The organism is Flavobacterium granuli (assembly GCF_900129705.1).
Taxonomy (GTDB): Bacteria; Bacteroidota; Bacteroidia; order Flavobacteriales; family Flavobacteriaceae; genus Flavobacterium; species Flavobacterium granuli.
The window spans coordinates 297903-322289 of the sequence record NZ_FQWO01000004.1; the positions used below are offsets into that span (position 1 = coordinate 297903).

Here is a 24387-nt window from a genome sequence, read left to right on the forward strand (position 1 = left end):
GCCATAAAATGCGAAAGGGAAATGGTTTATCCAATTAATTGGGTGAACAGATCTTGTTTTTCATTGAGGTATTTGAATTCAAATCCTTTGTGAGTCATCTTGTTTTTGATGCTCATAATGTCATTCTTATTTTTCAATTCCAGACCAACAACAGCAGGGCCAACTTCTCGACTGTTTTTCTTAGTGAATTGGAAATAGGTGATGTCGTCATCAGATCCAAGGATTTCATTGACAAATTCCTTTAAGGCACCGGGGCGTTGTGGAAATTGAATCATGAAATAATGCATCAACCCTTCATATAGCAGGGAGCGTTCTTTTATTTCGGCTGTTCTTTCGATATCGTTGTTACTTCCGCTTACGATACAAACCACGTTTTTGCCTTTTATTTTGTCTTTGTAGAAGTCTAAGGCGGCGATAGTTAATGCTCCTGCCGGCTCTACCACCATAGCTTCTTCGTTGTACAAGCGCAAAATGGTGGTGCATACTTTTCCTTCGGGAACCAGAATAATATCGTCAAGGTTTCTTTGGCATATTTCAAAGGTGATGTTTCCTACCTGTTTTACGGCGGCACCGTCCACAAATTTATCGATGGTTTCCAATGGAATGTTATCGCCTTTATCGATGGCTGTTTTCATCGAAGGGGCGCCCTCGGGTTCTACTCCTATGATTTTGGTGTTAGGGCTTAGTTCCTTGAATACCTCCGAAAGTCCAGCAGCTAATCCGCCGCCGCCGATGGGAACAAATACATAATCGATTGGACTTGTATAGGTTTCCAGTATTTCTAAGGCTACAGTTCCTTGACCTGCTATCACTTTTTCATCGTCAAAGGGATGGATGAATATTTTGTTGTTTTTTGTTGCGTCTTCTGCTGCTTTTGCATAGGCATCATCAAAAGTGTCTCCTATCAGTACAATTTCTACAAATGATTTCCCAAACAATTGTACTTGTTTCACCTTCTGTTTGGGTGTGGTTTTAGGCATATAAATCTTGCCATTTATTTTTAGTAAGTTGCAGGAATATGCCACTCCTTGTGCATGGTTTCCAGCACTGGCGCATACTACTCCTTGTAGTTTTTCTTGTTCTGTCAACGAACTGATTTTGTTGTAAGCACCTCTTATTTTGTAGGAACGTACAATTTGTAGATCTTCCCTTTTTAATAAAATAGTTGACTCAAATTCTTCTGAAAGGTTCAGATTTTGGGTTAATGCTGTGGGAGAGACCACTCCGTCCAGTTGTTTTTTTGCAACTAATACTTGTTTGAATATAGTCATGATTTTAGTTTAGGATAGTTTGTTATTTAAGCATAAAAAAACCTCCCGATAGGGAGGTTTTATAAATGTATTTTTTTAATTAATTTATATAACACTCCGCCATTATTGTTGAATAATAATAATGATAATAGCGATGATAATGTTAAATAAATTGTTCATTGTTTTCTATTTATTGGGCAAATGTATCGATTATTTGATAAAATCAAATTAAAAAATATTATTTTTTTAAATTAGAAGGAGGGAACTGCGCTAAAATTTTTGCGACAAATTCATTAATTTGACTTTCTTTTTTTGCGCGATTTTCAGTTAAGTAACCATTGCCTTCGCCTTCCCAAACCAATTCTTTTTTCTTGGCATCAATTAAATCAATATAAAGGGTGCCTTCTGTAGAAGAGGTTACATAAGTACGTCCTCCCCAAAGGTATGGATTCCATCCCCATCCCCATCCATATCCCCAACCGGCATTGTATTGGTTTACATCTAAACGCTCTCTTTCTTTAGTAAGAATATTTATAAGTAAATCAGGATTTTCGCTTTTGGTCATTCCTTTTTTGCTTAATTCATTGTCAATTGCATGAAGAATTCTTTTCTTGTCCATTTCTGAAATATTAGCTCTGTCAATACCTCTTTTATGGAAAGCGTAGGTTTTATATTGATTGAAATCAACATTTGTATCATAATCTGAATATACTTTTACGGAACTGCATGACGCAATAATGAAAAGTAATAATACCGGAAAAAATTTAATTGCTTTCATGGCTTAAATATTTGGTTATTATATGTTTACTAAAGATACGCTCAAATTTTTAAAAATCCAATAATTCATCTGCGACTACATTTGGCAAGGTAACTTTCAGTAAAGGTTGTGTTGCCATTGCTCTTTTTATGGCAAAGACAGCTCCTTCATTTCTGGCCCAACTTCTTCTGGATATTCCATTATTGACATCCCAGAAGAGCATGGATTCTAAACGTTTTGATGCTTCTTTTGAACCGTCAAGAACCATGCCGAAACCTCCGTTTATAACCTCTCCCCAGCCTACTCCGCCTCCGTTATGGATGGATACCCAAGTGGCACCGCGGAAACTGTCTCCTATCACGTTTTGTATCGCCATATCAGCCGTAAAACGAGATCCATCATAGATATTAGAGGTTTCTCTGTATGGTGAATCAGTTCCCGAAACATCATGATGATCGCGACCTAAAACGACAGTTCCTATTTCTCCTTTGGCAATAGCCTGATTGAAAGCTTCGGCAATTTTTACGCGACCTTCGGCATCAGCATATAAAATTCGGGCTTGGGAACCCACAACGAGTTTGTTTTCTTGGGCACCTTTGATCCATTGAATGTTATCCTGCATTTGTTGCTGGATTTCAATCGGCGCTGTTTTTGCCATTTCTTCCAAAACGGCACAAGCCATGTTATCTGTTTTAAGAAGGTCCTCTGGGTTTCCGGAAGCACAAACCCAACGGAAAGGTCCAAACCCATAATCGAAACACATGGGACCCATGATGTCCTGAACATAGCTCGGATATCTAAAATCAATTTTGTTCTCGGCCATAATATCGGCTCCTGCACGGGAAGCTTCCAGTAAAAAAGCATTTCCATAATCAAAGAAATAGGTTCCTTTGGCTGTATGTTTGTTGATTGCAGCAGTATGACGGCGCAAGGTTTCTTGCACTTTTTCTTTGAATAAATCCGGATTATTGGCCATCATTTCGTTGGCTTCTTCAAATGAAATGCCAACAGGATAATATCCGCCAGCCCAAGGATTGTGTAGTGAAGTTTGATCTGAGCCCAAATCAATATGGATGTTTTCTTCGTCAAAACGTTCCCAAACATCTACCACGTTCCCAAGGTAGGCGATTGAAACGGTTTCATTGTTGGCTTTTGCCAAGGCAACTCTTTGTACCAATTTGTCGAGATCTTCAATCACTTCATTAATCCAGCCTTGACTGTGTCGAATGTGGGTGATTTTCGAATTCACCTCGGCGCAAACGGTGATGCAACCGGCAATATTTCCGGCTTTGGGTTGCGCGCCACTCATTCCTCCTAATCCTGAGGTAACAAATAAGCCGCCTTTTGGATTGCGTTTTATTTTTCTAAAACCATTCAAAACAGTGATCGTCGTTCCATGCACGATTCCTTGCGGACCGATATACATATAGCTTCCTGCGGTCATTTGACCGTACTGAGACACACCCAAAGCATTCATTCTTTCCCAATCATCGGGTTGCGAATAATTTGGGATTACCATTCCGTTTGTAACTACAACTCTTGGCGCTTCTTTATGGGAAGGAAATAATCCCATAGGATGACCAGAATACATTGTCAATGTTTGTTCATCGGTCATTTCCGATAAATATTGCATGGTCAATAAATACTGTGCCCAGTTTTGAAACACAGCTCCATTACCACCGTAGGTGATTAATTCATGAGGATGTTGTGCTACGGCATAATCCAAATTGTTTTGGATCATCAGCATGATGGCTTTTGCCTGTTCGCTTTTTCCTGGATATTCTTGAATAGGTCTCGCGCGCATTTCATAATCCGGACGCAAACGGTACATGTAAATGCGACCGTAAGTTTCTAACTCTTCCAGAAATTCCGGCACTAATTCGGCATGGTATTTTGGATCAAAATAGCGAAGTGCATTTCGAAGTGCCAGTTTTTTTTCGTCAGCCGATAAGATTTCTTTGCGTTTTGGAGCGTGATTGATGTTGGCCTCATACGGTTTTGGTTGAGGTAATATAGCAGGGATTCCCTGTTGAATTTGTTCTTGAAAAGTCATTTTTTTAATTTAAAAATTTAAATATTGAAGCATTTAAAGATTTTGAAATATCTTGGTTTTCTCATTTCTCTCCGTAAATAAGAAGGAAAATCTAAGGATAACGAATATCCGACCTATGATAGGATTTGTGGATTCTAATTCTATATTTTAGGGAATGACAATCCATCTTTTTTTTGTTGATTTATTAGTTTGGTTATTGTAACCGATCACTGAAAACTGCTTACTTTCTATTTGTTCCTGTTTTTTTATCATAACCATAAGGACAATGACGGCATCCACTTTTGCAGCAATAGCCTCTTTTGAGATGGAATTTTTCGGTAAAGCATTTATATCCTTCCGGAGTGTAATAGAAATCTTCGCCTTCCGTCATTTTCTTTTCATTATTTTGATTCATCATATTCTGAAGCATTCTATATGTTCTTCTTTACTTTTTGAAATTAAATGAGAACTCAGTTTTTTTTGAGTTTTCTTTTAAAAGAAACGATTCCAGTTGCACAAATTTATAGATTTTATAGTGAATGTTTGTTAATGTTGCTGAATATTTAATCAGCTAATAGCTGTTAGTAAGAGTCGTTTTTGGGAATTATTGGATTTTAATTTTTAAAAATAATATATTTAAAAAAGATTATTCTTTAAGTTTACCATTTATATGCGGCCCCGCGCTTATGAAGATAAAAATAGTGATTCCCTTTATGTCAGGCATTGAGGTTTTGTGAGTTTATTTTTAATATTTCAGCTTCATTTTTGAAAAAAATCGTGTGAATGTATTTAATTGTGTCTAAATATTTACTTCCTAAAGGATTTCGTGGTTTGACGGCATTTCCCTTTGTATTTTTGAAATACAGTCAGGATAAAGAGAATCTAATTTTTATAAATCACGAAAAAATCCATTTACGCCAGCAACTGGAAATGTTAGTAATTCCATTTTTTATTTGGTACTTTTTGGAATATTTTATTCGATTGCTTCAATTTAGAAATAGAGATTTAGCTTACCGAAATATCAGTTTTGAACGCGAGGCTTATGCTCATGAATTAGAATTAGGCTATCTGGAAAAGCGGTCTTTTTTTAGATTTGTAAAATATTTAAGGTAAAAGTATAAGTTAAATGCATTAAACCGAAAGCTTATGCGGAAAATGCAGTGGCTGTAGATTACCTTTTTTTATATATAAATTTTAACTTTGTACCAAAATTATCCAGTTTGAACCAAAAGTTAGTTATAGCGTTTCCAAATTCGATTTCCGTGCATATCAAACGCGAGGACTTGATTCATCCTTTTGTTTCCGGAAATAAGTTCCGAAAGCTAAAATACAATTTGCTGCAAGCCAAAAAAGAAAAGGAAGAAACCTTGCTTACTTTTGGCGGGGCATATTCTAATCATATAGCTGCAGTGGCTTTTGCCGGAAAAGAACAAGGATTTAAGACTATTGGGATTATTCGTGGGGATGAATTGAGAGATAAAATTTCAGATAATCCCACCTTGCAATTTGCTGAAAGTTGCGGAATGCAATTCGAATTTGTATCCAGAGAAGCCTATCGATTAAAGAATGATGACTCATTTTTAGACGATTTGAAACGGAAATTTGGAAATTTTTATCTTGTCCCGGAAGGAGGAACAAACGAGTTGGCGATAAAAGGCTGTGAGGAAATTTTGACCGATGAAGATGCGCAATTTGACTATGTGTGCTGTGCTGTGGGAACCGGCGGAACCATTTCTGGAATTATAAACAGTGCGTTGCCGCATCAAAAAGTTTTAGGATTTCCTGCCTTAAAAGGGGATTTTTTAAAAGATGAAATTCGTATTTTTGCCCAAAATGAGAATTGGGAATTAATAACGGCATATCATTTTGGAGGATATGGGAAAGTAAATCAGGATTTAATTGCATTTATCAACCAGTTTTATGCGGATAATCAAATTCCTTTAGATCCTATTTATACTGGAAAGATGGTTTTTGGCGTTATGGATTTAATACAAAAAGACTATTTTAGCCCTCATTCAAAGATTTTGTTAATTCATACCGGTGGAATTCAAGGAATTCAAGGGATGAATTTGAAATTGAAAAACAAACATTTGCCAACAATAAATATCTATGTTTAAAAAAATACTACTTCTGCTTTTAATTCTGACAATATTAAGTTGTAATGCCACAAAGCCGGCTATTGTGACTACAAAACCAGTTCCCGGAAAAGTTAAAAAACCAGTATCTCGTTCCACAAAACATAAAGCCAAACCTACAACTAAAGGAACAGACTCGCACACACCAAATAGAAGTGTAGCCGAAGTGATCGAATCTAGCTCAAGAACAAGTGTTACCAATGATGTCATTGGTAATTATATTATCCAGTACAAAGATATCGCCATAGGCAACATGAAAAAATATGGCATTCCGGCAAGTATCATCTTGGCTCAGGGAATATTAGAATCTGGTGCAGGAAGAGGAATCTTGGCTATGAATGCAAACAATCATTTTGGGATTAAATGTCATACGGGTTGGACTGGAGATAGTGTAAAGCATGATGATGATGCCAGTCAGGAATGTTTTAGAAAATACAATAATCCAGCGGAATCTTTTGATGATCATGCTTTGTTTTTGACGGGAAGAAGTCGCTATGCCAGTTTGTTTTCTTTGCCTAAAGAAGATTATAAGGCATGGGCCATTGGATTAAGAAAAGCGGGTTATGCCACTGATCCAAAATATCCTGAAAAACTAATTTCATATATTGAAAGATACAATTTAGAGCAATATGACAATCAGGCTTTGGGTAGGAAATATGTACCTTCAGAAAGGCAAACGATTAAAATAGCCAGTGTAGATAACAGAAGTGGTTCTTTTTATGAAGTTCAAAAAGGAGATACTTTGTATTCTATTTCGAAAAAGTTTAACCTAATGGTTGATCAGTTAAAACAGAATAATAATCTTAGTGATAATACCCTTTCCATTGGGCAGAAGTTGAGGGTAAATTAAAAACCAGAAGACAATTACATATCGGATATTTTAAATCCAAAATCATAATTTAAAGATGATCTATAAAAGAAGCAGTCAGCTTTTTGCTGAAGCAGAAAAAGTAATTCCGGGCGGAGTAAATTCACCGGTGCGAGCATTCAAAGCAGTAGGAGGAACACCTATTTTTGTAAAAAGTGCCAAAGGAGCTTATTTGTATGATGAAGACGGAAATCGTCTGATTGATTATATCAATTCATGGGGACCTATGATTTTAGGTCATGCTTATGAGCCAGTTGTTGAAGCCGTAATCGAGAAAGCGAAACTGGGAACTTCATTTGGTATGCCAACAGAATTAGAAACTCAGATTGCCGCTTTGGCAGTTTCGATGGTGCCAAACATTGATAAAATCAGGTTTGTGAATTCAGGTACCGAAGCTTGTATGAGTGCCGTTCGATTGGCACGAGGATTTACAAAAAGAGATAAAATAATAAAATTTGCCGGTTGTTATCACGGGCATTCTGATTCGTTTTTGATTCAGGCAGGAAGTGGTGCTATTACTTTTGGATCGCCTAATAGCCCGGGAGTAACTGAAGGTACAGCCAAAGATACTTTATTGGCAAGGTACAATGATTTAGAAAATGTTAGAACATTAATCGAAGCCAACACAAACGAGATTGCTGCCATTATAGTAGAGCCTGTAGCAGGAAATATGGGTTGTATTCCTCCAAATAAAGGTTTCCTTGAAGGCTTGCGCCAACTTTGTACCGAGAATGGGATTCTATTAATCTTTGATGAGGTGATGACCGGTTTCCGTTTGGCAAGAGGTGGAGTCCAAGAATTATTTAACATCAATGCAGATATTGTTTGTTTCGGAAAAGTAATTGGCGGTGGTTTACCTGTAGGTGCTTTTGCAGCGCGTGAGGAAATTATGAATTATTTAGCTCCGCTTGGGCCAGTTTATCAGGCCGGAACTTTATCCGGAAATCCATTGGCTATGGCTGCGGGATTAGCCATGTTGCATGCTTTGGATAAGGACCGCGCTATTTTTCAAAGATTGGAAGAAAAAACGGCTTATTTGGCTGCTGGAATTGATAAAGTGTTAAAGGCAAATAATGTTGTTTTTACAATTAACAGAGTTGGATCAATGATTTCAGTGCATTTTGATGCGAATCCTGTTGTCGATTTTCAATCTGCGGCTAAAGGGGATAATGAAAGCTTCAAGAAATTCTTTCACGGATTGTTGGAGGAAGGTATTTATATCGCTCCATCGGCTTATGAAACTTGGTTTATTACTGATGCGCTTTCTTATGAAGATTTAGACTTTACCATAAAAGCAATAGATAAAGTATCAAAAACTTTATAGGATTGTTTTAATATAAAAAAAGCTTCGGATGTTTTTCCGAAGCTTTTCTTTTTAATTTTCCATGTCATCTTGCATTTTGTCATGCATTCTTTCTTTCATGCGGTCTCCCGCTCTTTCTCTCATTTTTTCTTGGTTGCTTTTCCATTTTGCCAATTGCTCAGGAGTCAAAATAGCTTTCATTTTATTCTCCATAGTTTCTCTTTGCTTTTCCATTTTGTCTCGAGATGCTTCACGTTGTTTTTTCATTTCTTCTCTGCTGGCTTCTCTTTTTTCCATCATGGCTTCTCTTTTGGTGGCTTGTTCCGCAAGAAGCTGTTTCATTTGTTCCTGTTGTTTGGCGTTTAGACCTAGTTCAGTCGTCATTCTCTGCAGTTGTTTTTCTTGACGTTGTTCCGGAGTCATTTTCTCCATTTGGGCTCTTTTAGGGCGCTCTTTTTTGTCTTGTGCAAATGTGGTCATTCCTACAACCAGTAATGCGGCGATAATTAATTTTTTCATGGTATGTTTTTTTTATAGTTTATGCTCAGTAAGACTGCTTTTTTTTAAAAGAGTTTAATCCTTAACATAAAAATGTGAAAACTGATTTATATCACATTTTATTATAGAAAGGAGCTCTATATTTGTACCGTGAAAAAAAGGGTATTCATATTGGCATTATTTATTCTTTTAAAACCAGTATTTCCGGTTTTGGAATATGTGGTCAATTATGATTATATTTCAAAAGTACTCTGTATAAACAAGGAAAAGCCCAAGTTAGAGTGTAATGGAAAATGCCATTTAATGAAAGAATTGGCCAAAGCCTCAGATACATCAGATTCTTTGCCTTCAAATAAAAAAACAGTTAGTCCTATGCAGGAAGTATTGTTTTTTCATGAAATCAATTCTTTGTCTTTTTTATCCTTGCGTTTTATCGAAAAAAACCAACTAAACATTGACTATTCAAATCTATATTCTTATTTGAATGGGAATGCTATATTTCGCCCACCTATTTTTATTTCTTAAATTTTTTAGTTGAACGACTTTCGTGTGTACTTTTCATTTGAAGAATTTCATTTGAAGAATTTTTGTGCGCACTATTAATTTAAAATTGAGAATAAAATTATAGCATAAAATGAAAAATTTACTAAATAAAGCAATAGCTATTATTGCGTTAAGCGCTGTGTTTACAGCTTGTACTAATGATGAAGCCGCAATTTCAGGAACTGGAAATTTGGGTGTAGAATTTGATAATTCTTTTGCAGGCAATGATTTGATTTTGAGTACACAACCTAATATTACGTCTAATGATGAAGTTTTGAAAATCGAGAAGATCAAATACATCATCAGTAATATTGTTTTGACCACTGCCGAAGGAACTGTTTTTACGTATCCAAAAAATAAAAGCTATTTCATAATTGACGAATCAAATCCTAAAAGTTTAATCGCAAAATTAGAAAATATACCAGCCGGAAATTATACCAAAATAAAATTTGGAATCGGTGTTGACAAGGCACAATGGGAACTTGGAGCTACCGGACAGGGGGATTTTCTCTTGGAGGCACAAGCTGCGGGAATGATGTGGAGTTGGTCTGCAGGGTATAAATTTATCGCTTTCGAAGGAATGTTTACTGCTCCAACGGTGAGCGATGAAACCTCTTTTATGATACATACCGGACAAACAGGAACCGATTATAATTATACCGAAGTCACGCTGGATTTACCTTCAAAAGCAATCGTTCGCAGTTCAATCAGTCCAATAATCCATGTTATTACGGATTTGTCTAAAGTAATTGACGGAACCAATAAAATCAAACTTTCTGATAATAATAAGGGAGGAATGGGAGCGATGATTATGGGAGGAGCTACTTTGCCTTTAATCACCCAAAATATTTCCAATATGTTTACGGTAGATCATGTTCATAACGATTAGTTAGGTTTTAAGGAGCAGAAAATTTTATCATACAATACATTTTTGTCCCGCTTTCCCCTTTATCCGTTCTGTCTTGTACAAAAAACAAGACAGAACGGGATATCGGCTCTATCGGGGCTATTGATAACTTCTTCGTTCCTTGATGATGGTATCCAAAAAAGATAATTCGCATCACATTAAATCCATTTGAGACGGGATGAAGTGATGAGAATTATTCCCGACAGCGATTTGTATGTCGATATAAACCCATAAAAAATACCTATGAAAATAAACTATTTTCTTTGGCTCCTATTGCCATTGTTTTTCAGCTGTTCTGATCATGATGATGCAGCATATAATGATCAAACTTTAGATTTTAAAGTACCCGGAAATTTTCCGGCATTGGCTTATAATATCAACCTGAATCCGCCAACAGTTAAAGGATTTGAACTCGGGAAAAAGTTATTCTACGATGGACGCTTGTCTTCGGATGGACTTGTTTCCTGCGGATTTTGTCATATTCAAGAAGATGCTTTTACGCACCATGGACATGCCTTTAGTCATGGTGTAGCTGATAAGATTGGGACTAGAAATACGCCTTCGATTCAGAATTTAGCCTATCAAACCACATTTATGTATGATGGTGCCACCAATCATTTGGATTTACAGCCTATTATTCCGCTGACAAATCCGGTGGAGATGGATGCTGATCTAACAGCGATTATCGCTATGATGAAAGCTGATCCCGCTTATAAGAAGTTGTACAAACAGGCATTTGCTGACGGGCAAATTAATGCCGAAAACATGCTGAAAGCGCTTTCTCAGTTTATGGTCATGATTACTTCGTCAAATTCAAAGTTTGATAAATACCGTCGCCATGAAGCCGGAGGTGAGCTGTCCTCGGATGAATTGGCCGGCTATGCCCTTTTTAATGCAAATTGTGCTTCCTGCCATGCTACTGATTTGATGACGGATAATTCGTTCCGAAACAATGGTTTGGCAATTAACCCAGCGCTGAATGATGTTGGGCGATTTCGCGTAACCGAATTGGAAACGGATTATTATAAATTTAAAGTACCCAGTTTGCGAAATGTAGAAAAGACAGCTCCTTATATGCATGATGGCCGTTTTGGGAGTTTAGAGGCCGTTTTAAATCATTATAGTTTGGGTGTTCAAAAATCAGCTACACTGGATCCAATTTTAAATAAAAGCGGCGCGCTTGGAATTCCTCTTTCTGCGATAGAAAAAAAACAATTAGTAGTCTTTTTAAAAACATTAACCGATAATCAATATCTAAACGATAAACGATTTTCAGAATATTAAATACAATGAAAAATAAAATAATAGTAGTATTTCTTTTTGCATTTCAGTGCGCTGTTGCAAATGTCGAAGTGGATAGCGTTTCCAATTTTGCATTTCAAAAAATGGAATTCTTTACGGATTTTGACTTTGACTGTGATGCCTGCGGTTGTTCAGCAAGTGGCGGAAGTATGGGCTATAGTTCCATGCTCAACAGCAATTTTGTAGGCTTGCGTTATTTCAAGCAAAGTTATACCAGTAAAGACGGGATTTTTGCTAATTCACCTTGGATAGACGAAAATTTCAATACGCTCCAGATTTGGTCTAAAATCCCGCTTGGTAAAAAAGTTCAGCTTTCGGCTTTGATTCCTTACCATTTTCACGATCGAGCACTTACGGCTGGAACGGAGAGTATTAAAGGATTGGGTGATGCATCCGTTATTGTGAGCTATTCGATTTATAAAACTCAAAAGGAAGAGGCTCTTTTTGTCCATGATTTACAATTGGGCGGAGGAATAAAAATACCAACAGGGAAGTTTGAGGAAGCAAATAACGCTGGAACCGTCAATCAAAGTTTTCAGCTGGGTACCGGCAGTTGGGATTATCTTTTGGTTGGTGAATACGTTGTGAAAAAGGAAAGTCTGGGTCTGAATACAATGTTAAATTACAATTTCAAGACTAAGAATCAAAAGAATTATCAATTTGGTAATCAGTTCAATTATGGCAGTACCTTATTTTATCTGTTGGATTATAATGCTTTAAAAATTGTGCCGCAAATTGGCGTTGCCGGAGAAGTATTCGAGTCTAATAAACAATATGGTGAGAAATTAGCCAATACTTCGGGCGATGTTCTTTTTAGCAAATTTGGCGTTGAAGTGGGAAAAGAAAAACTTTCGATTGGTATTAATGCCATGCTTCCCATCAGTCAAAATTTATCAAATGGAAATATGGAAGCCAATTACCGCTGGAGTATTAATCTTAATTATGTGTTGTAAATAACAGGAATAATCTTTGGTTCAAAAGTGATAATAATTTTCCAAAGGAAATTGGGGTAGAAGTATGAAAATCAGGTAAAAAATATTTTACCTGATTTTCATGCTTTTCTTTTTTAAGTGATGTAAAGGCATGATAATTATCAGGTTTTAAACGGTTTGCTTTATCGAAATTTGTAAACTATTCGAATAAAAAATAATTAACGATGACAACAACTAAGCCGTTGCATACTTTTCACATTCCCGTAATGGGATTGGCATACACGATTGACAGTCCCATTCGAGTGGCAAAGTATGGTATATCCTCTGTGATTTCGATCATAGATGATGATCTTATAGAAAAGATGAATGCTTTTTATAGTACTAAATTTAATCTGCCTTATCAGGAAATTACGCAAAAAATACACGATTACCGCGCAGAACGCGTGACTTCTTATTTGAATTTGGTAGATAAAATCGTGAAAGAGAAATTTGAGAATTTCAAGAATGAATTAGCCGAAAGCAAATTAGCATTGGAGAATTACATTGCGATGCTGCCTAATAAGTCCGAGATTAAGCAAGGCTTGCAAAACTTGATGGAAGAAGGTAAGGAAGCGGTAATGAATTATCTTGATTCCAATTTGAGGCCCGGGGAAATTGATGTAAATATCATGACCAAAGTCGACAAGGATAATTTTATTAAAGATAAGCAATTGCCTATTGAATTTAATGATGCGCATGCTTCGCTTCGCGGTTTTGCCAATAGCAACCTGACTTCTTCGGTAGTCCTTTCGGCAGGAATGAACCCAAGATTGTACAGCTATTTTGAGAATTTTGATGTCTTTTTTCCAGATGAAAATAACCAACTGAACAAGAAAATTATCCTGAAAGTAAGTGATTTTAGATCGGCTATGATACAGGGGAATTTTTTGGCCAAAAAAGGACTTTGGGTTTCGGAATACCGCATTGAATCCGGTTTGAATTGTGGTGGACATGCTTTTGCTACCGAAGGCTTTTTGTTAGGACCAATTTTAGAGGAATTCAAAGAGAAAAAAGGGCAATTGATCGCTTCTGCTCATGAATTGATGGTAAAAGCCTTAGCGCAAAAGGGAAAACACATTCCAGAAACGCCTTTGGAATTGAAAATTACTGTTCAGGGCGGCGTAGGAACTGCCGAAGAGCATGATTTTTTATTGAATCATTATGAAGTGGATTCTGTGGGTTGGGGTTCACCGTTTTTATTAGTTCCCGAAGCTACTTCTGTTGATGTACACACCCGTGAATTATTGGCAAAAGCCAAAGAAGAAGATTTGTATCTGAGCCCTATTTCGCCTTTAGGGATTCCTTTTAATACTTTGAGAGGAACTACGAATGAAAAGCTGAAGCAAAAGAGAATTCAGGAAAATAAGGCAGGAAGTTCCTGTCCAAAAAAGTTTTTGGCTTTGAGTAAGGAGTTTGGAGCACAAGGAATTTGTACCGCTTCAAAGAAATACCAGGATGTAAAACTGGCTGAGCTCGAAGAAAAAAAGGCCAGTATGACAGCCGCAATTTATGAAAATGCTAAAAATAAAATCACTGATAAATCCTGTCTTTGTGTTGGTTTAGCCAATGCTTCTTATTTAGAGAATGACATAAAAATTAAGGGACAAGCGCAAGGAGTTGTAATATGTCCTGGGCCTAATATGGCTTATTTTGATCAAGAAGTGTCTCTTTCTAAAATGGTGCAACATATTTATGGGAATGCATCAGTTTTGACTACTACAAACCGCCCGAATATGTTTGTTAAAGAATTGACGATGTATATTGATTATTTGAAAAATGAAATTGCCACACTTTCGGCTGAACTAACTGCAGGCCAAATTAAAAAATGGCATGCGTTTAAGAATAATTTGTTAGAAGGAATTAGCTATTATCAAAATCTGTTTGTTTCGACAAGTTCATCTTTGGCTGATAATGCAAAAGTGCAATATATGTTGCATTTTTATAAGGAAGAATTGACTGGGATTAAAATTCCCGAATTGGAATTAGCATAAAAAAAAACAGGCTGTCTTTCTCGGACAGCCTGTTTTTTATAAATTAAGTAAAATTATTCTTTTAAGCGACAAGCTTTACTTTCGCCAATAACAACTACTTCGGTCAATCCTAAGGCAGATAAGTTTTTCATGGCTTTATCCCATTTCTTTCCGCTCAATTCTGATTTGGTTTTCAATAAGGCAAATTCCATTTGGTTTTCACTGATTTTCAAAAGATCGATGATTAATTTTTCATCGTCCTCCAATTCAATTTGAACCTGTTTTTTCTCTGGTCGCATTTGCGGGAACAACAATACTTCCTGAATCGAAGAATTATTGGTTAGGAACATCATCAAGCGATCCATTCCTATTCCTAATCCGGATGTTGGAGGCATTCCATACTCTAAGGCTCTCAGGAAATCTTCGTCAATTGTTCCGTTTGCTTCGTCATCGCCTTTTTCAGCCAGACGCATTTGGTCTTCAAAACGCTCACGTTGGTCAATCGGGTCATTTAGTTCCGAATAGGCATTCGCCACTTCTTTACCGCAAACCATCAATTCAAAACGTTCGGTCAATTCCGGATTGTCACGGTGTTGCTTACAAAGCGGCGACATTTCCTTTGGGTAATCGGTAATGAAAGTAGGTTGGATGTAATTTCCTTCGCATTTTGCGCCAAAAATCTCATCAATCAATTTCCCTTTACCCATCGTTTTGTCCACTTCGATTCCCATCGATTTTGCGGCATCAAATAATTCTACTTCACTTTTTCCGGAAATATCAAAACCGGTAAAATGTTTGATAGAATCCGTCATGGTCACACGGGCATAAGGCGCTTTGAAATTAATTTTATGTTCGCCAAAAGTGGCCTCGCTCGTTCCGTTTACGCCAATGGCACAATGTTCCAACAGATTTTCGGTGAAATTCATCATCCAGTTGTAGTCTTTGTAGGCTACATATATTTCCATAGCGGTAAATTCCGGGTTGTGCGTTCTGTCCATTCCTTCGTTACGGAAGTTTTTCGAAAACTCATAAACACCGTCAAATCCACCTACGATTAATCGTTTTAAATACAATTCGTTGGCAATTCTCATGTACAATGGAATGTCAAGCGAGTTGTGGTGTGTGATAAAAGGTCTCGCTGCGGCACCACCAGGAATCGGCTGCAAAACCGGAGTTTCAACCTCTAAATAACCTTTGTCATTAAAGAAAGAACGCATCGAGTTGAACAATTTTGTTCTCTTGATAAAGGTTTCTTTCACATGGTCGTTCACGGTCAAATCCACGTAACGACGGCGATATCTTTGTTCCGGATCGGCAAAGGCATCGTGCGCTTTTCCGTCGGCATCAATTTTTACTACAGGAAGCGGTTTCAAGGCTTTGGCCAAAACGGTCAAGCCATAAACGTGTACTGAAATTTCTCCCACCTGGGTTTTAAAAACCGTTCCACGAACGCCAATAAAATCACCAATATCCAATAATTTTTTGAAAACCACATTGTACATGGTTTTCTCTTCATCAGTCGAAATATCATCTCTCGAAACATAAACCTGAATACGTCCTTCGGCATCTTTCAATTCCGCAAATGAGGCTTTCCCCATGATGCGTTTTCCCATCAAACGTCCGGCTAAAACCACTTCCTTTCCTTCGTACTTCTCAAAATTGGCTAGGATTTCGCTGGAATAGGCGGTTGTGATAAATTCGGCTGCTGGATAAGGCTCAATGCCTAAATTGCGTAATTCGGTAAGTGCTTCTCTACGTAATATTTCTTGTTCGGATAATGCCATTTTATGCTGTTTTTAAGAGCGCAAAGATAAAGTTTTTGTTTTTAAGTTTTAAATTTAATAGCAAAGGTTTTTTGGAGCAGATTTTTTTTGGGTTATTAATCAACTCAGGTCCTGCTGTACACTTTATGTTTTGCGGTTAAGCCAGTTACAAAAGGATGCCATTTCCACCAAAGCTGTTTTATAAGTTCCTCTTTTTTAGGATGCAATTAAAAGAGAGTCAAGACACCGGTTTCGATGCCGTAATTGTAAATTCTTTGAGGTTTAAAGCCAATGCTGGATATCAGTATTTTGTCTTTGTGCTATTTGGAGTTTTTTTGCTGTTGTTGGTTTAGTTTTAAATCACGACCATATTTAAAGTTGTCGGAAATTAATTATATTTGATAAAAAACCTTCAATGATATTCCAATCAATAAAAATATATTTCTTTTTGCTTTTAATAGTTCTTACTGCGAGCTGTCAGGTTACTGAGACTATTTCTATTAATGCTGACGGTAGCGGAAAGATAGAAGTGGTGAAGCATAGAGAAGAAAATAGCTATATGAAATTGACCGGAGAAAATTATTCCAAAGAGACCGTTTTTAAGGATACAAGCTATGTTTTTTCGGATTATATAAGCAAGTATAATGATAATTTTGTAAAATATACTAAGTCTGAACAGGAGTTATTTAATACCTATAATAATGTAAATGTTCATATCAAAAAAAGTGCTTTCGAAAAAGAATTCAGAACTGTGATTTCTCAGTCTTTTAAAAAAATAGACGAGGTTCCTGATTTATATAAAACAGAAAATTATGCCGATGATATTAAATATAATTATGCTTTATCCGCTGAGGAACATGAGTATTGGGTGAGTTATGCTTTTGATGGCACGCTGTTTAAAAGAACGGTGAAAATCACAGATGCCGCTTTGCTGAAAAAGAAATTTGAAGAAATAGAGGAGTTAAAAAAACGCTTTTCTAAATTTGACTTGGTTCAAACCTATATGTTAAATTATCATTTTCCTCGGAAAATAAAATCAGTTTCTAATGCTGACGCAAAAATCAGCGATGACAGAAAGTCTTTGAAATTACAGTTTTTATTGACGGATTGCTTGCAAAATCCGGAAATCACGAATCTTGAAGTGATTTTAGAAAATAATATATAGTTCGCTTTTTAATTTTATGACTTTAAGTCCAAAAAAACCTTTGTAACTTTGCTTCTCAAAAACAAGTGAACGAAACTAAGATTGTTTCACATCGTTCCGATAGCTATCGGAACTCGCAACTCCTCGAAAAGACAAATGAATAAAACAGTTCAACTTCAAGATTTAGGAAAAAAAGATTACAAAGCAACTTGGGAGTACCAGGAAGAATTGTTCAAAGGAATCGTCGATTTAAAAATCAAAAACAGGAGAGAGGAAAGCGAATTGCAAACGCCTAATTATTTTCTTTTTGTAGAGCATCCTCATGTGTATACTTTGGGCAAAAGCGGCGATTTGAGTAATTTGCTTTTATCTGAAAAACAGCTCGAAGCCAAAGGCGCGACTTTCTACAAAATCAATCGCGGCGGTGATATTACTTATCATGGACCCGGGCAAATTGTGGGTTATCCGATTATTGACTTGGAAAATTTCTTTACCGACATTCATAAATACTTGCGACTGCTTGAAGAAGCTATTATTCTCACGCTCCAGGAATACGGAATTGTTTGCGGCAGAAGTGAAGGCGAGACCGGAGTTTGGTTGGGTGTTGGTACACCTTTTGCCCGAAAAATTTGTGCGATGGGTGTTCGTGCTTCGCGTTGGGTTACCATGCATGGATTTGCTTTAAATGTCAATGCCGATTTGGGTTATTTTGACAATATTATTCCCTGTGGCATTCGCGGCAAAGCGGTAACTTCCTTAAACGTGGAACTTGGCGTTGAAAAAGTGGACGAAGAAGAAGTAAAAGGAAAAATCCTGAAGCATTTCTCTGATCTTTTTGAAGCTATTTTTGAAAAATCTGAAATGGTTAATTCACAATCAAAAATCTAAATATCCAGTTTCAATTGTTCGGGTAATAACTGAAAACTCATTCGGTGGTATTTTGTTACGCCATATCTCCTGATCGCTTCCCTATGTTCTTTAGTAGGGTAGCCTTTATTTTTTTTCCAATTGTACATTGGGAATTCTTCATGAATACGATTCATATATTCGTCTCGGTAAGTTTTTGCCAATACTGATGCGGCGGCGATACTCATAAATTTAGAATCCCCTTTTACGATACTGGTGCTTGGGATAGAAGTAAGGATTTCTATTTCGGCTGTGGAAAAGATTTTTCCGCTATTATTTTTAATTCCTTTTTTTCTGATAAAAGGGGTGTTTCCGTCTACGATAATATATTCCGGTTGTGGATCAAGTTTTAAAACACATTCCTGCATCGCTTTAATAGAGGCGTTCAATATATTGATATCGTCAATTTCCAAGGGTTCCAGATGTGTTACTGCGTATGTAATAGCTTGCTGTTCGATAACAGGTCTTAGTTTTTCTCTAGTTTTTTCGGATAGCTGCTTGCTGTCATTCAAAATTGTATTCTCGAAGTCAGGAGGAAGAATAATTGCTGCTGCAGTAACAGGCCCGGCAAGACAGCCACGACCGGCTTCATCGGTGCCGGATTCCAGTATTTTATTTGAAAAAGTAATTTTAAGCACTAGTATGGTTTTATGTTGCAAAGATTGTGAAATTTTATTTGTAATGAATAGCTGTTTTTTTATTTGACAGAAGCATTTGCGAAATTTTATTTGTCTTGTTTTCTTGTCATATCATAAAAGTTATTTATTTATAAAAATTTAGGAAGAATGAAAATAAATACAGAGAAAATATTGATGTTAAATTAACTTAATAATGATGTTGAATTTTGTTAGTGCTAGTGTTTATTGGGTTTTGCGTTGTTTTTTGAATAATAAATAATTGTATTTGCTTTATTTAAATAGCTTATAATTTGAGCTTTTTTTATTTTTTTAAGAGTATCTTTTAATAATACTCTCCCAAAAGTTAAATGTCACTTTTAGCTTCCTTAAACTATAGAAAGTTTAAGGAATTATTAAGAAGTTTGTGGGATTACTAATTCAAATAAATTAAAATGAGATTAAAATTCAAATGGATTTTTACGCTATTGCTAGCGTTATCTATGCAGTTTTCTTTTGCTCAAGAGAAAACCGTTACTGGAGTTGTTTCGGATGCAACAGGTCCAATTCCTGGGGTTAACATTGTTGTTAAAGGTACTAATAGGTCTGTTCAGACTGATTTTGACGGAAAGTATGCTTTGAAAGCTAAAACAGGAGAAGTTCTTGAGTTTTCCTTTGTAGGTATGAAGAGTACTTCTGCTACCGTTGGTGCTTCTTCGGTGGTAAATGTTATAATGAAAGATGCAGGTAATGAGCTAGCTGAGGTTGTAGTGACTGCATTAGGTATCAAAAGAGAGAAGAAATCTCTTAGTTATGCTGCACAAGATGTAAAGGGAAATGTTTTAAGTGAAGGAGGAACAAACAATGCTGTTTCTGCCTTGTCTGGGAATGTTGCAGGTTTACAAGTAACAGCTCCTTCTACGATGGGAGGTTCTACAAGAGTAGTGATAAGAGGAATCGGATCTGTAACAGGTGAAAATAAACCTCTTATTGTAATTGATGGTATTCCTTTGGATAATGGAAACTACAACTCGAGTACGACTCAACGAGGTGCTGGAGGTAGAGATTATGGTGATGCTTCAGCTGATATTAATCCTGATGATATTGAGTCAGTTACAATATTAAAAGGAGGTCCTGCTGCTGCTCTTTACGGAAGTAGAGCTGGTAACGGTGCTATTTTGTATACTACTAAATCTGGTAAAAAAGGTGAAGGTAGATCAGAAATAACATTCAATAGTGGTATTACATTCGAATCAGCTTACATAATGCCAAAACTCCAAAGGCAATATGGTGGTGGTAGTTCAACAACTTTTGAACAACAAGTTATCAATGGTAAAACTTATAATATTGCTGATTACGCTACTGACGAAAGCTGGGGGCCTAAATTTGATGCAAACTTAAAATATTTGCCATGGAATGCATTTGATCCAGAATTCGCTAATGATTACTTGAAAGAAAAATCTTGGGTAGCGTCTAAGAACGATGTTGATTCCTTTTTTAGAACTGGAATCACAAGAAATAACTCTTTGTCTTTTACTAGATCAAACCAAGATTCAGGTGTGAGATTTTCTTATGCTAATCAAAAAACAGAAGGAATTGTTCCTAATTCAACTTTGACAAAAAACACATTCTCTTTGAATGCTAATGCTAAATTGAATGAAAAACTTAAAGTTGAAGGTTCTGTAACTTATGTTCAGACAAGAGGATTTAACAGGCCTGAAGTAGGTTACGGTGATAATGGTTTGGCTCAGAAATTTTTTCAATGGGGTCAAAGACAATTGGATTTCAATGATTTAAAGGATTATAAATTGGCAAATGGTCAACAAAGATCTTGGAATAGAGTTGCTTGGGATGACGGGACTCCTAACTATTCTGATAATCCATATTGGATTATCAACGAAAATACTTCTTCTGATACAAGAAATAGAGTTTACGGTAATGGAAAAATTACCTATAATATTACACCGGATTTTTATGCTGTAGGTAATGTTTATGGTGATACATATTCCTTAAATATCAACGAAAGAGTTGCAATAGGTTCACAAGCAACTTCCAGTTTTTCTACAAACGCTAGAACGTTGACAGATTTTAATTATGAAGGTCGTTTGCATTATGATAAAAAGTTTGGAGATTTTAGTCTAAATGCTTTTGCTGGTGCTAATAGAAGAAGTTATAATTTTTCAAGAGTAACAGGTCAGACTGTAGGTGGTTTAGTACTTCCGAATATCTACAATTTATCTAATAGCTCTAGCCCTTCTTTGGCTACTAACTTTGATGAAAAAACAAGGACTAATAGTATTTATGGTTTCCTTTCGTTAGGTTATAAAGACATGCTGTTCTTAGAGGTTACCGATAGAAGTGATTGGTTTAGTACTGTGTATAAATCAGTCAATTATGCTTCTGCAACAGGAAGTTTTATTTTCTCAGAATTGACAGATTTGTCTTGGTTAAACTATGGTAAAATTAGAGGAGGTTGGGCTCAAGCAGGAAATAGTACTTCAGCTTACAATTTATCTAATTATGCAGATACAAGTACTCCTTTTCAAGGGGCTCCAAGATATAGCCAGCCAGGTACATCAAATAATCCTTTTATAGTACCTGAGTTAAAAACTACAAAAGAGGTAGGTTTGGAGTTAAGTTTGTTTGACAGAAGAGTTGGGGTAGATTTAACTTACTATGATGTAACTACAACAGATTTGATTACTCCTGTACAGATTGATCCATCAACAGGTTTTAACTTTACACTAGTTAATGCTGGTAAAATGCAAAATAAAGGTATTGAGTCGACTGTGACGCTTAATCCTGTAAGATCCGAAGATTTTAGATGGGATATCACTTGGAATTTTGCAAAAAATAACAACAAATTAATTGAATTAATTGATGGAGTTAATGAATTAACAATTGGTACCGCTCCTTTTAGAGCTAGATTATTAGCTATTACAGGACAACCATATGGTCAAATCTACGGTACTGATTTTACTTACGATGCTAATGGTAAAAAAGTGGTTGATGAAGATGGATTTTATGTTCCAAGTGCTCAAAAATCATTAGGTACTATTACTCCTGATTACAATATGGGTTTAAGAAACGCATTCAAATACAAAAACTTTAATCTAGGATTTTTAATTGATCTACAAAAAGGAGGTAGTTATTTCTCTACTTCACATATGTGGGGTACTTATTCAGGTATGTTAGAAGCTACTGCTGCGAACGGAATCAGAGAAAATGGTATTATCGTTGATGCAGTATATGAGGATGGTACAAAAAACACTTCTGTCCTTAGTGGACAAGAATGGTCGCAACAGCACTATGGTGGTGTCGATGCATTGAATGTTTTTGATGCGAGCTATGTAAAATTAAGAGAGGTTACTTTTGGTTATAGTATGCCTAAAAAAGTTATTGGCCCGTTATTTTCTGATATAAGATTTTCGCTTTTCGCAAGAAACTTATTCACATGGGGAATCGATTGGAACGGAATGGATCCTGAGATGGCATCTTATGGTAGTGGAAATACTCAAGGTCTTGAAGGAGGTTCCTTGCCATCAACTAGAACATACGGGATGAATCTAGAATTTAAATTCTAAAATAAAATAAGATGAAAAAAATATTCATATCAATAGTATCAATTGTAGCACTACTTACAACTACTGTAAGTTGTACTGATCAATTAGAGGAGATTAATAAAAATCCTAACCAACCTGATATAATGGGTGTTCCTGCTTATGGAGTATTCAATGGTGCAGTATTTAACTTGGTAAATAATTCAAGAGGAAGTTTTTCTTCGGGAAGAATGGCTTTGCCTTGGGTTCAATATTCGGCACAAAGAAATTATACTGAAGAGGATAGATTTCAATTTAGAGAAGGTACAAATCAGAGTTTGTACACAGACTATTATTTAGCTGCTATTGATTTTAAAACTGTAATTGAATTAAATACAAATCCTGATACTAAAGTTTTAAATTCAGCTTATGGGAACAATGAGAATCAAATTGCTGCGGCTAGAGTAATGTTGGCTTATACTTTCTTGCAATTAGTGGATGCTTACGGAGATGTGCCTTATTATTCTTATGGTAACAAGGATGCTGATTTTCAGGCATTGCAGTTGAGTGAATTTATCAAACCTAAATTTGCTTCACAAGAGAAAATCTACGCTGATCTTTTAAAAGAACTAAAAGAGGCTTCTGCTATGATTATTACCTCTGAGCCAGTTTTTACTAAAGGAGATAATCTTTTTAAGAGTGCAACAAAACTTAAAAAATTCGCAAATTCTCTAAGATTGCGTATTGCAACTAGAGTTAAAGGTGTTGTAGCTGGTGCTGAGGGACATATTGCTGAAGCGATAGCTGCAGGAGTAATGACATCAAATGCAGATAATGTTGGTCTTACTTATCAAAAAGATGATATCAATCCAAGTCCTTTCTATAGAGATTTTTATTTATCTAATAGGACTGATTTTGCCATTACTAATACTTTTGTTGATTTGTTAAAAGGAAAACTAGGTACTTTTGGTGTTGATCCAAGATTGCAAAAGTACGCTGCTCCTATAACTGCTTCTAAAACAGCGGTAAAAGCTTTTTCTTATACTGAAACGGATGATTTGACTCAGTATGTTGGAATGCCTTATGGGATTTCTAGTTCTTTGGCAGCATCACAAAGACCAAACACTTCTTTTTGGAGTTCAAATGTGTTAAAGCAAGATTATACTGAAATTTTAATGGAATATGCCGAAGTTGAGTTCTTGTTGTCTGAAAACAACGGATGGAACAATACCAACTATCAAAATGGGGTAAAAGCTTCTATGCAGCGTTGGGGTGTTAGTGATGTTAAGATTGATGCTTATATAGCTACTTTGGCTCCTGCAAACCAAGCTAATGTAATCACTCAGAAGTATATCGCCCTTTTTATGCAACCCTATGAAGCTTATGCTGAATATAGAAGAACAGGTTATCCAAATACTTTGCTTCAACCAGGTGGAACTTATAATTTGAATGTGGCTCTTGAAACAGGAGAAACAACTTATACTTTCGAAGCTTTGAATAAATTAACTGCTATGCCTGCAAGATTTACATATCCGGTTAATTTACAACAGTTAAACGGGGTAAATGTTAAGGCTGCTGCTGCAAATATTGGTGGAGATTTATTGTCTACAAAACTAATTTGGGCTAAAAAATAATGTAGCTTTATTGTTTTTATTAAGAGGCTGTCCGTAAAGGGCAGCCTCTTTTTGTATATAATAGTTTTTTGATTTAAGCTCTATGTGGAGTTTTTTTGTTTGTAATTGAATGGAGTTGAATTGTTTTTTTTTTTTTTTTTTTTTTTTTTTTTTTTGTTTTTTTTTTTTTTTTTTTTTTTTTTTTTTTTTTTTTTTTTTTTTGTTTTTTTTTTTTTTTTTTTTTAATTTTGTCTATTGTGGTTTTTTTTAAA

The 24387-nt window shown here is 35.9% G+C and carries 20 protein-coding genes; 13 read left to right on the forward strand and 7 right to left on the reverse strand.

The genetic code is table 11. From position 1 onward, the window contains the following. Positions 1-26: 26 nt before the first annotated feature. The 4 genes from ilvA to BUB25_RS16575 form a co-directional block, all read right to left on the reverse strand. Positions 27-1271 carry a threonine ammonia-lyase IlvA gene (gene ilvA / locus BUB25_RS08075; RefSeq protein WP_072942741.1) on the reverse strand — a complete coding sequence of 415 codons (1245 nt, stop codon included), beginning with the start codon at positions 1269-1271 and terminating at the stop codon, positions 27-29. A gap of 217 nt (positions 1272-1488) precedes the next feature. Beyond that, positions 1489-2028 carry a DUF4136 domain-containing protein gene (locus BUB25_RS08080; protein WP_072942743.1) on the reverse strand — a complete coding sequence of 180 codons (540 nt, stop codon included), beginning with the start codon at positions 2026-2028 and terminating at the stop codon, positions 1489-1491. Positions 2029-2077: 49 nt separating this feature from the next. Continuing rightward, positions 2078-4060, reverse strand: a complete 1983-nt coding sequence (locus tag BUB25_RS08085) for a urocanate hydratase (protein ID WP_072942746.1) — start codon at positions 4058-4060, stop codon at positions 2078-2080. A 220-nt stretch (positions 4061-4280) separates the two neighbouring features. Further along, positions 4281-4457, reverse strand: coding sequence for a C1orf53 family protein (locus BUB25_RS16575; RefSeq protein WP_170066887.1), 177 nt, complete (start codon positions 4455-4457; stop codon positions 4281-4283). Positions 4458-4822: 365 nt separating this feature from the next. Between BUB25_RS16575 and BUB25_RS08095 the strand changes: the two genes are divergently transcribed. The 4 genes from BUB25_RS08095 to hemL all read left to right on the forward strand — a co-directional run bounded on the left by BUB25_RS08095 (position 4823) and on the right by hemL (position 8366). Next, positions 4823-5152, forward strand: a complete 330-nt coding sequence (locus BUB25_RS08095; RefSeq protein ID WP_072942751.1) for a hypothetical protein — start codon at positions 4823-4825, stop codon at positions 5150-5152. 107 nt (positions 5153-5259) lie between these two features. Next, a complete protein-coding gene (locus BUB25_RS08100; protein WP_072942753.1) occupies positions 5260-6156 on the forward strand; it encodes a 1-aminocyclopropane-1-carboxylate deaminase/D-cysteine desulfhydrase in 897 nt (298 codons plus the stop codon). Further along, entirely contained in the window at positions 6149-7024 is an 876-nt protein-coding gene (locus BUB25_RS08105) for a glucosaminidase domain-containing protein (protein ID WP_072942755.1), read from the forward strand. The genes BUB25_RS08100 and BUB25_RS08105 overlap by 8 nt, the downstream gene beginning before the upstream one ends. A 55-nt stretch (positions 7025-7079) precedes the next feature. Then, positions 7080-8366, forward strand: a complete 1287-nt coding sequence (hemL, locus tag BUB25_RS08110; protein WP_072942757.1) for a glutamate-1-semialdehyde 2,1-aminomutase — start codon at positions 7080-7082, stop codon at positions 8364-8366. A 51-nt stretch (positions 8367-8417) separates the two neighbouring features. Here the strand turns inward: hemL and BUB25_RS08115 are convergent, their stop codons facing one another. Beyond that, on the reverse strand, positions 8418-8864 hold the full coding sequence (locus BUB25_RS08115; RefSeq protein WP_072942759.1) for a hypothetical protein: 447 nt from the start codon (positions 8862-8864) through the stop codon (positions 8418-8420). A 150-nt stretch (positions 8865-9014) separates the two neighbouring features. On the opposite strand from BUB25_RS08115, the gene BUB25_RS08120 reads away from it, so the two are divergent. The 5 genes from BUB25_RS08120 (at position 9015) to BUB25_RS08140 (ending at position 14557) form a co-directional block, all read left to right on the forward strand. Then, entirely contained in the window at positions 9015-9368 is a 354-nt protein-coding gene (locus BUB25_RS08120; protein ID WP_244533815.1) for a hypothetical protein, read from the forward strand. Positions 9369-9477: 109 nt separating this feature from the next. Continuing rightward, positions 9478-10275 (forward strand): MbnP family protein, encoded by a 798-nt coding sequence (locus tag BUB25_RS08125; RefSeq protein ID WP_072942761.1) that lies wholly within the window; start codon positions 9478-9480, stop codon positions 10273-10275. Between the two features lie 261 nt (positions 10276-10536). After that, positions 10537-11577 (forward strand): cytochrome-c peroxidase, encoded by a 1041-nt coding sequence (locus tag BUB25_RS08130; protein ID WP_072942763.1) that lies wholly within the window; start codon positions 10537-10539, stop codon positions 11575-11577. A 5-nt stretch (positions 11578-11582) separates the two neighbouring features. Further along, a complete protein-coding gene (locus tag BUB25_RS08135; RefSeq protein ID WP_072942765.1) occupies positions 11583-12548 on the forward strand; it encodes a transporter family protein in 966 nt (321 codons plus the stop codon). A 203-nt stretch (positions 12549-12751) separates the two neighbouring features. After that, on the forward strand, positions 12752-14557 hold the full coding sequence (locus tag BUB25_RS08140) for a hypothetical protein (protein WP_072942767.1): 1806 nt from the start codon (positions 12752-12754) through the stop codon (positions 14555-14557). Positions 14558-14610: 53 nt separating this feature from the next. On the opposite strand, the gene lysS is transcribed toward BUB25_RS08140, so the two are convergent. Beyond that, complete coding sequence (gene lysS / locus BUB25_RS08145; RefSeq protein WP_072942780.1) at positions 14611-16320, reverse strand: lysine--tRNA ligase; 1710 nt, start codon at positions 16318-16320, stop codon at positions 14611-14613. A 394-nt stretch (positions 16321-16714) separates the two neighbouring features. Here lysS and BUB25_RS08150 point away from each other — a divergent pair, with 394 nt between their 5' ends. Then, positions 16715-17464 (forward strand): hypothetical protein, encoded by a 750-nt coding sequence (locus BUB25_RS08150; protein WP_072942783.1) that lies wholly within the window; start codon positions 16715-16717, stop codon positions 17462-17464. A gap of 105 nt (positions 17465-17569) precedes the next feature. Next, a complete protein-coding gene (lipB, locus tag BUB25_RS08155) occupies positions 17570-18331 on the forward strand; it encodes a lipoyl(octanoyl) transferase LipB (RefSeq protein ID WP_262496843.1) in 762 nt (253 codons plus the stop codon). Here the strand turns inward: lipB and BUB25_RS08160 are convergent. Next, the gene (locus BUB25_RS08160) at positions 18328-18987 is read right to left on the reverse strand and encodes a ribonuclease HII (RefSeq protein ID WP_072942785.1); all 660 of its coding nucleotides are present in this window, start codon (positions 18985-18987) and stop codon (positions 18328-18330) included. The genes lipB and BUB25_RS08160 overlap by 4 nt on opposite strands. Before the next feature lie 431 nt (positions 18988-19418). On the opposite strand from BUB25_RS08160, the gene BUB25_RS08165 reads away from it, so the two are divergent. Further along, entirely contained in the window at positions 19419-22547 is a 3129-nt protein-coding gene (locus tag BUB25_RS08165) for a SusC/RagA family TonB-linked outer membrane protein (protein ID WP_072942787.1), read from the forward strand. 11 nt (positions 22548-22558) lie between these two features. After that, complete coding sequence (locus tag BUB25_RS08170; protein ID WP_072942789.1) at positions 22559-24136, forward strand: SusD/RagB family nutrient-binding outer membrane lipoprotein; 1578 nt, start codon at positions 22559-22561, stop codon at positions 24134-24136. Positions 24137-24387 lie beyond the last annotated feature (251 nt).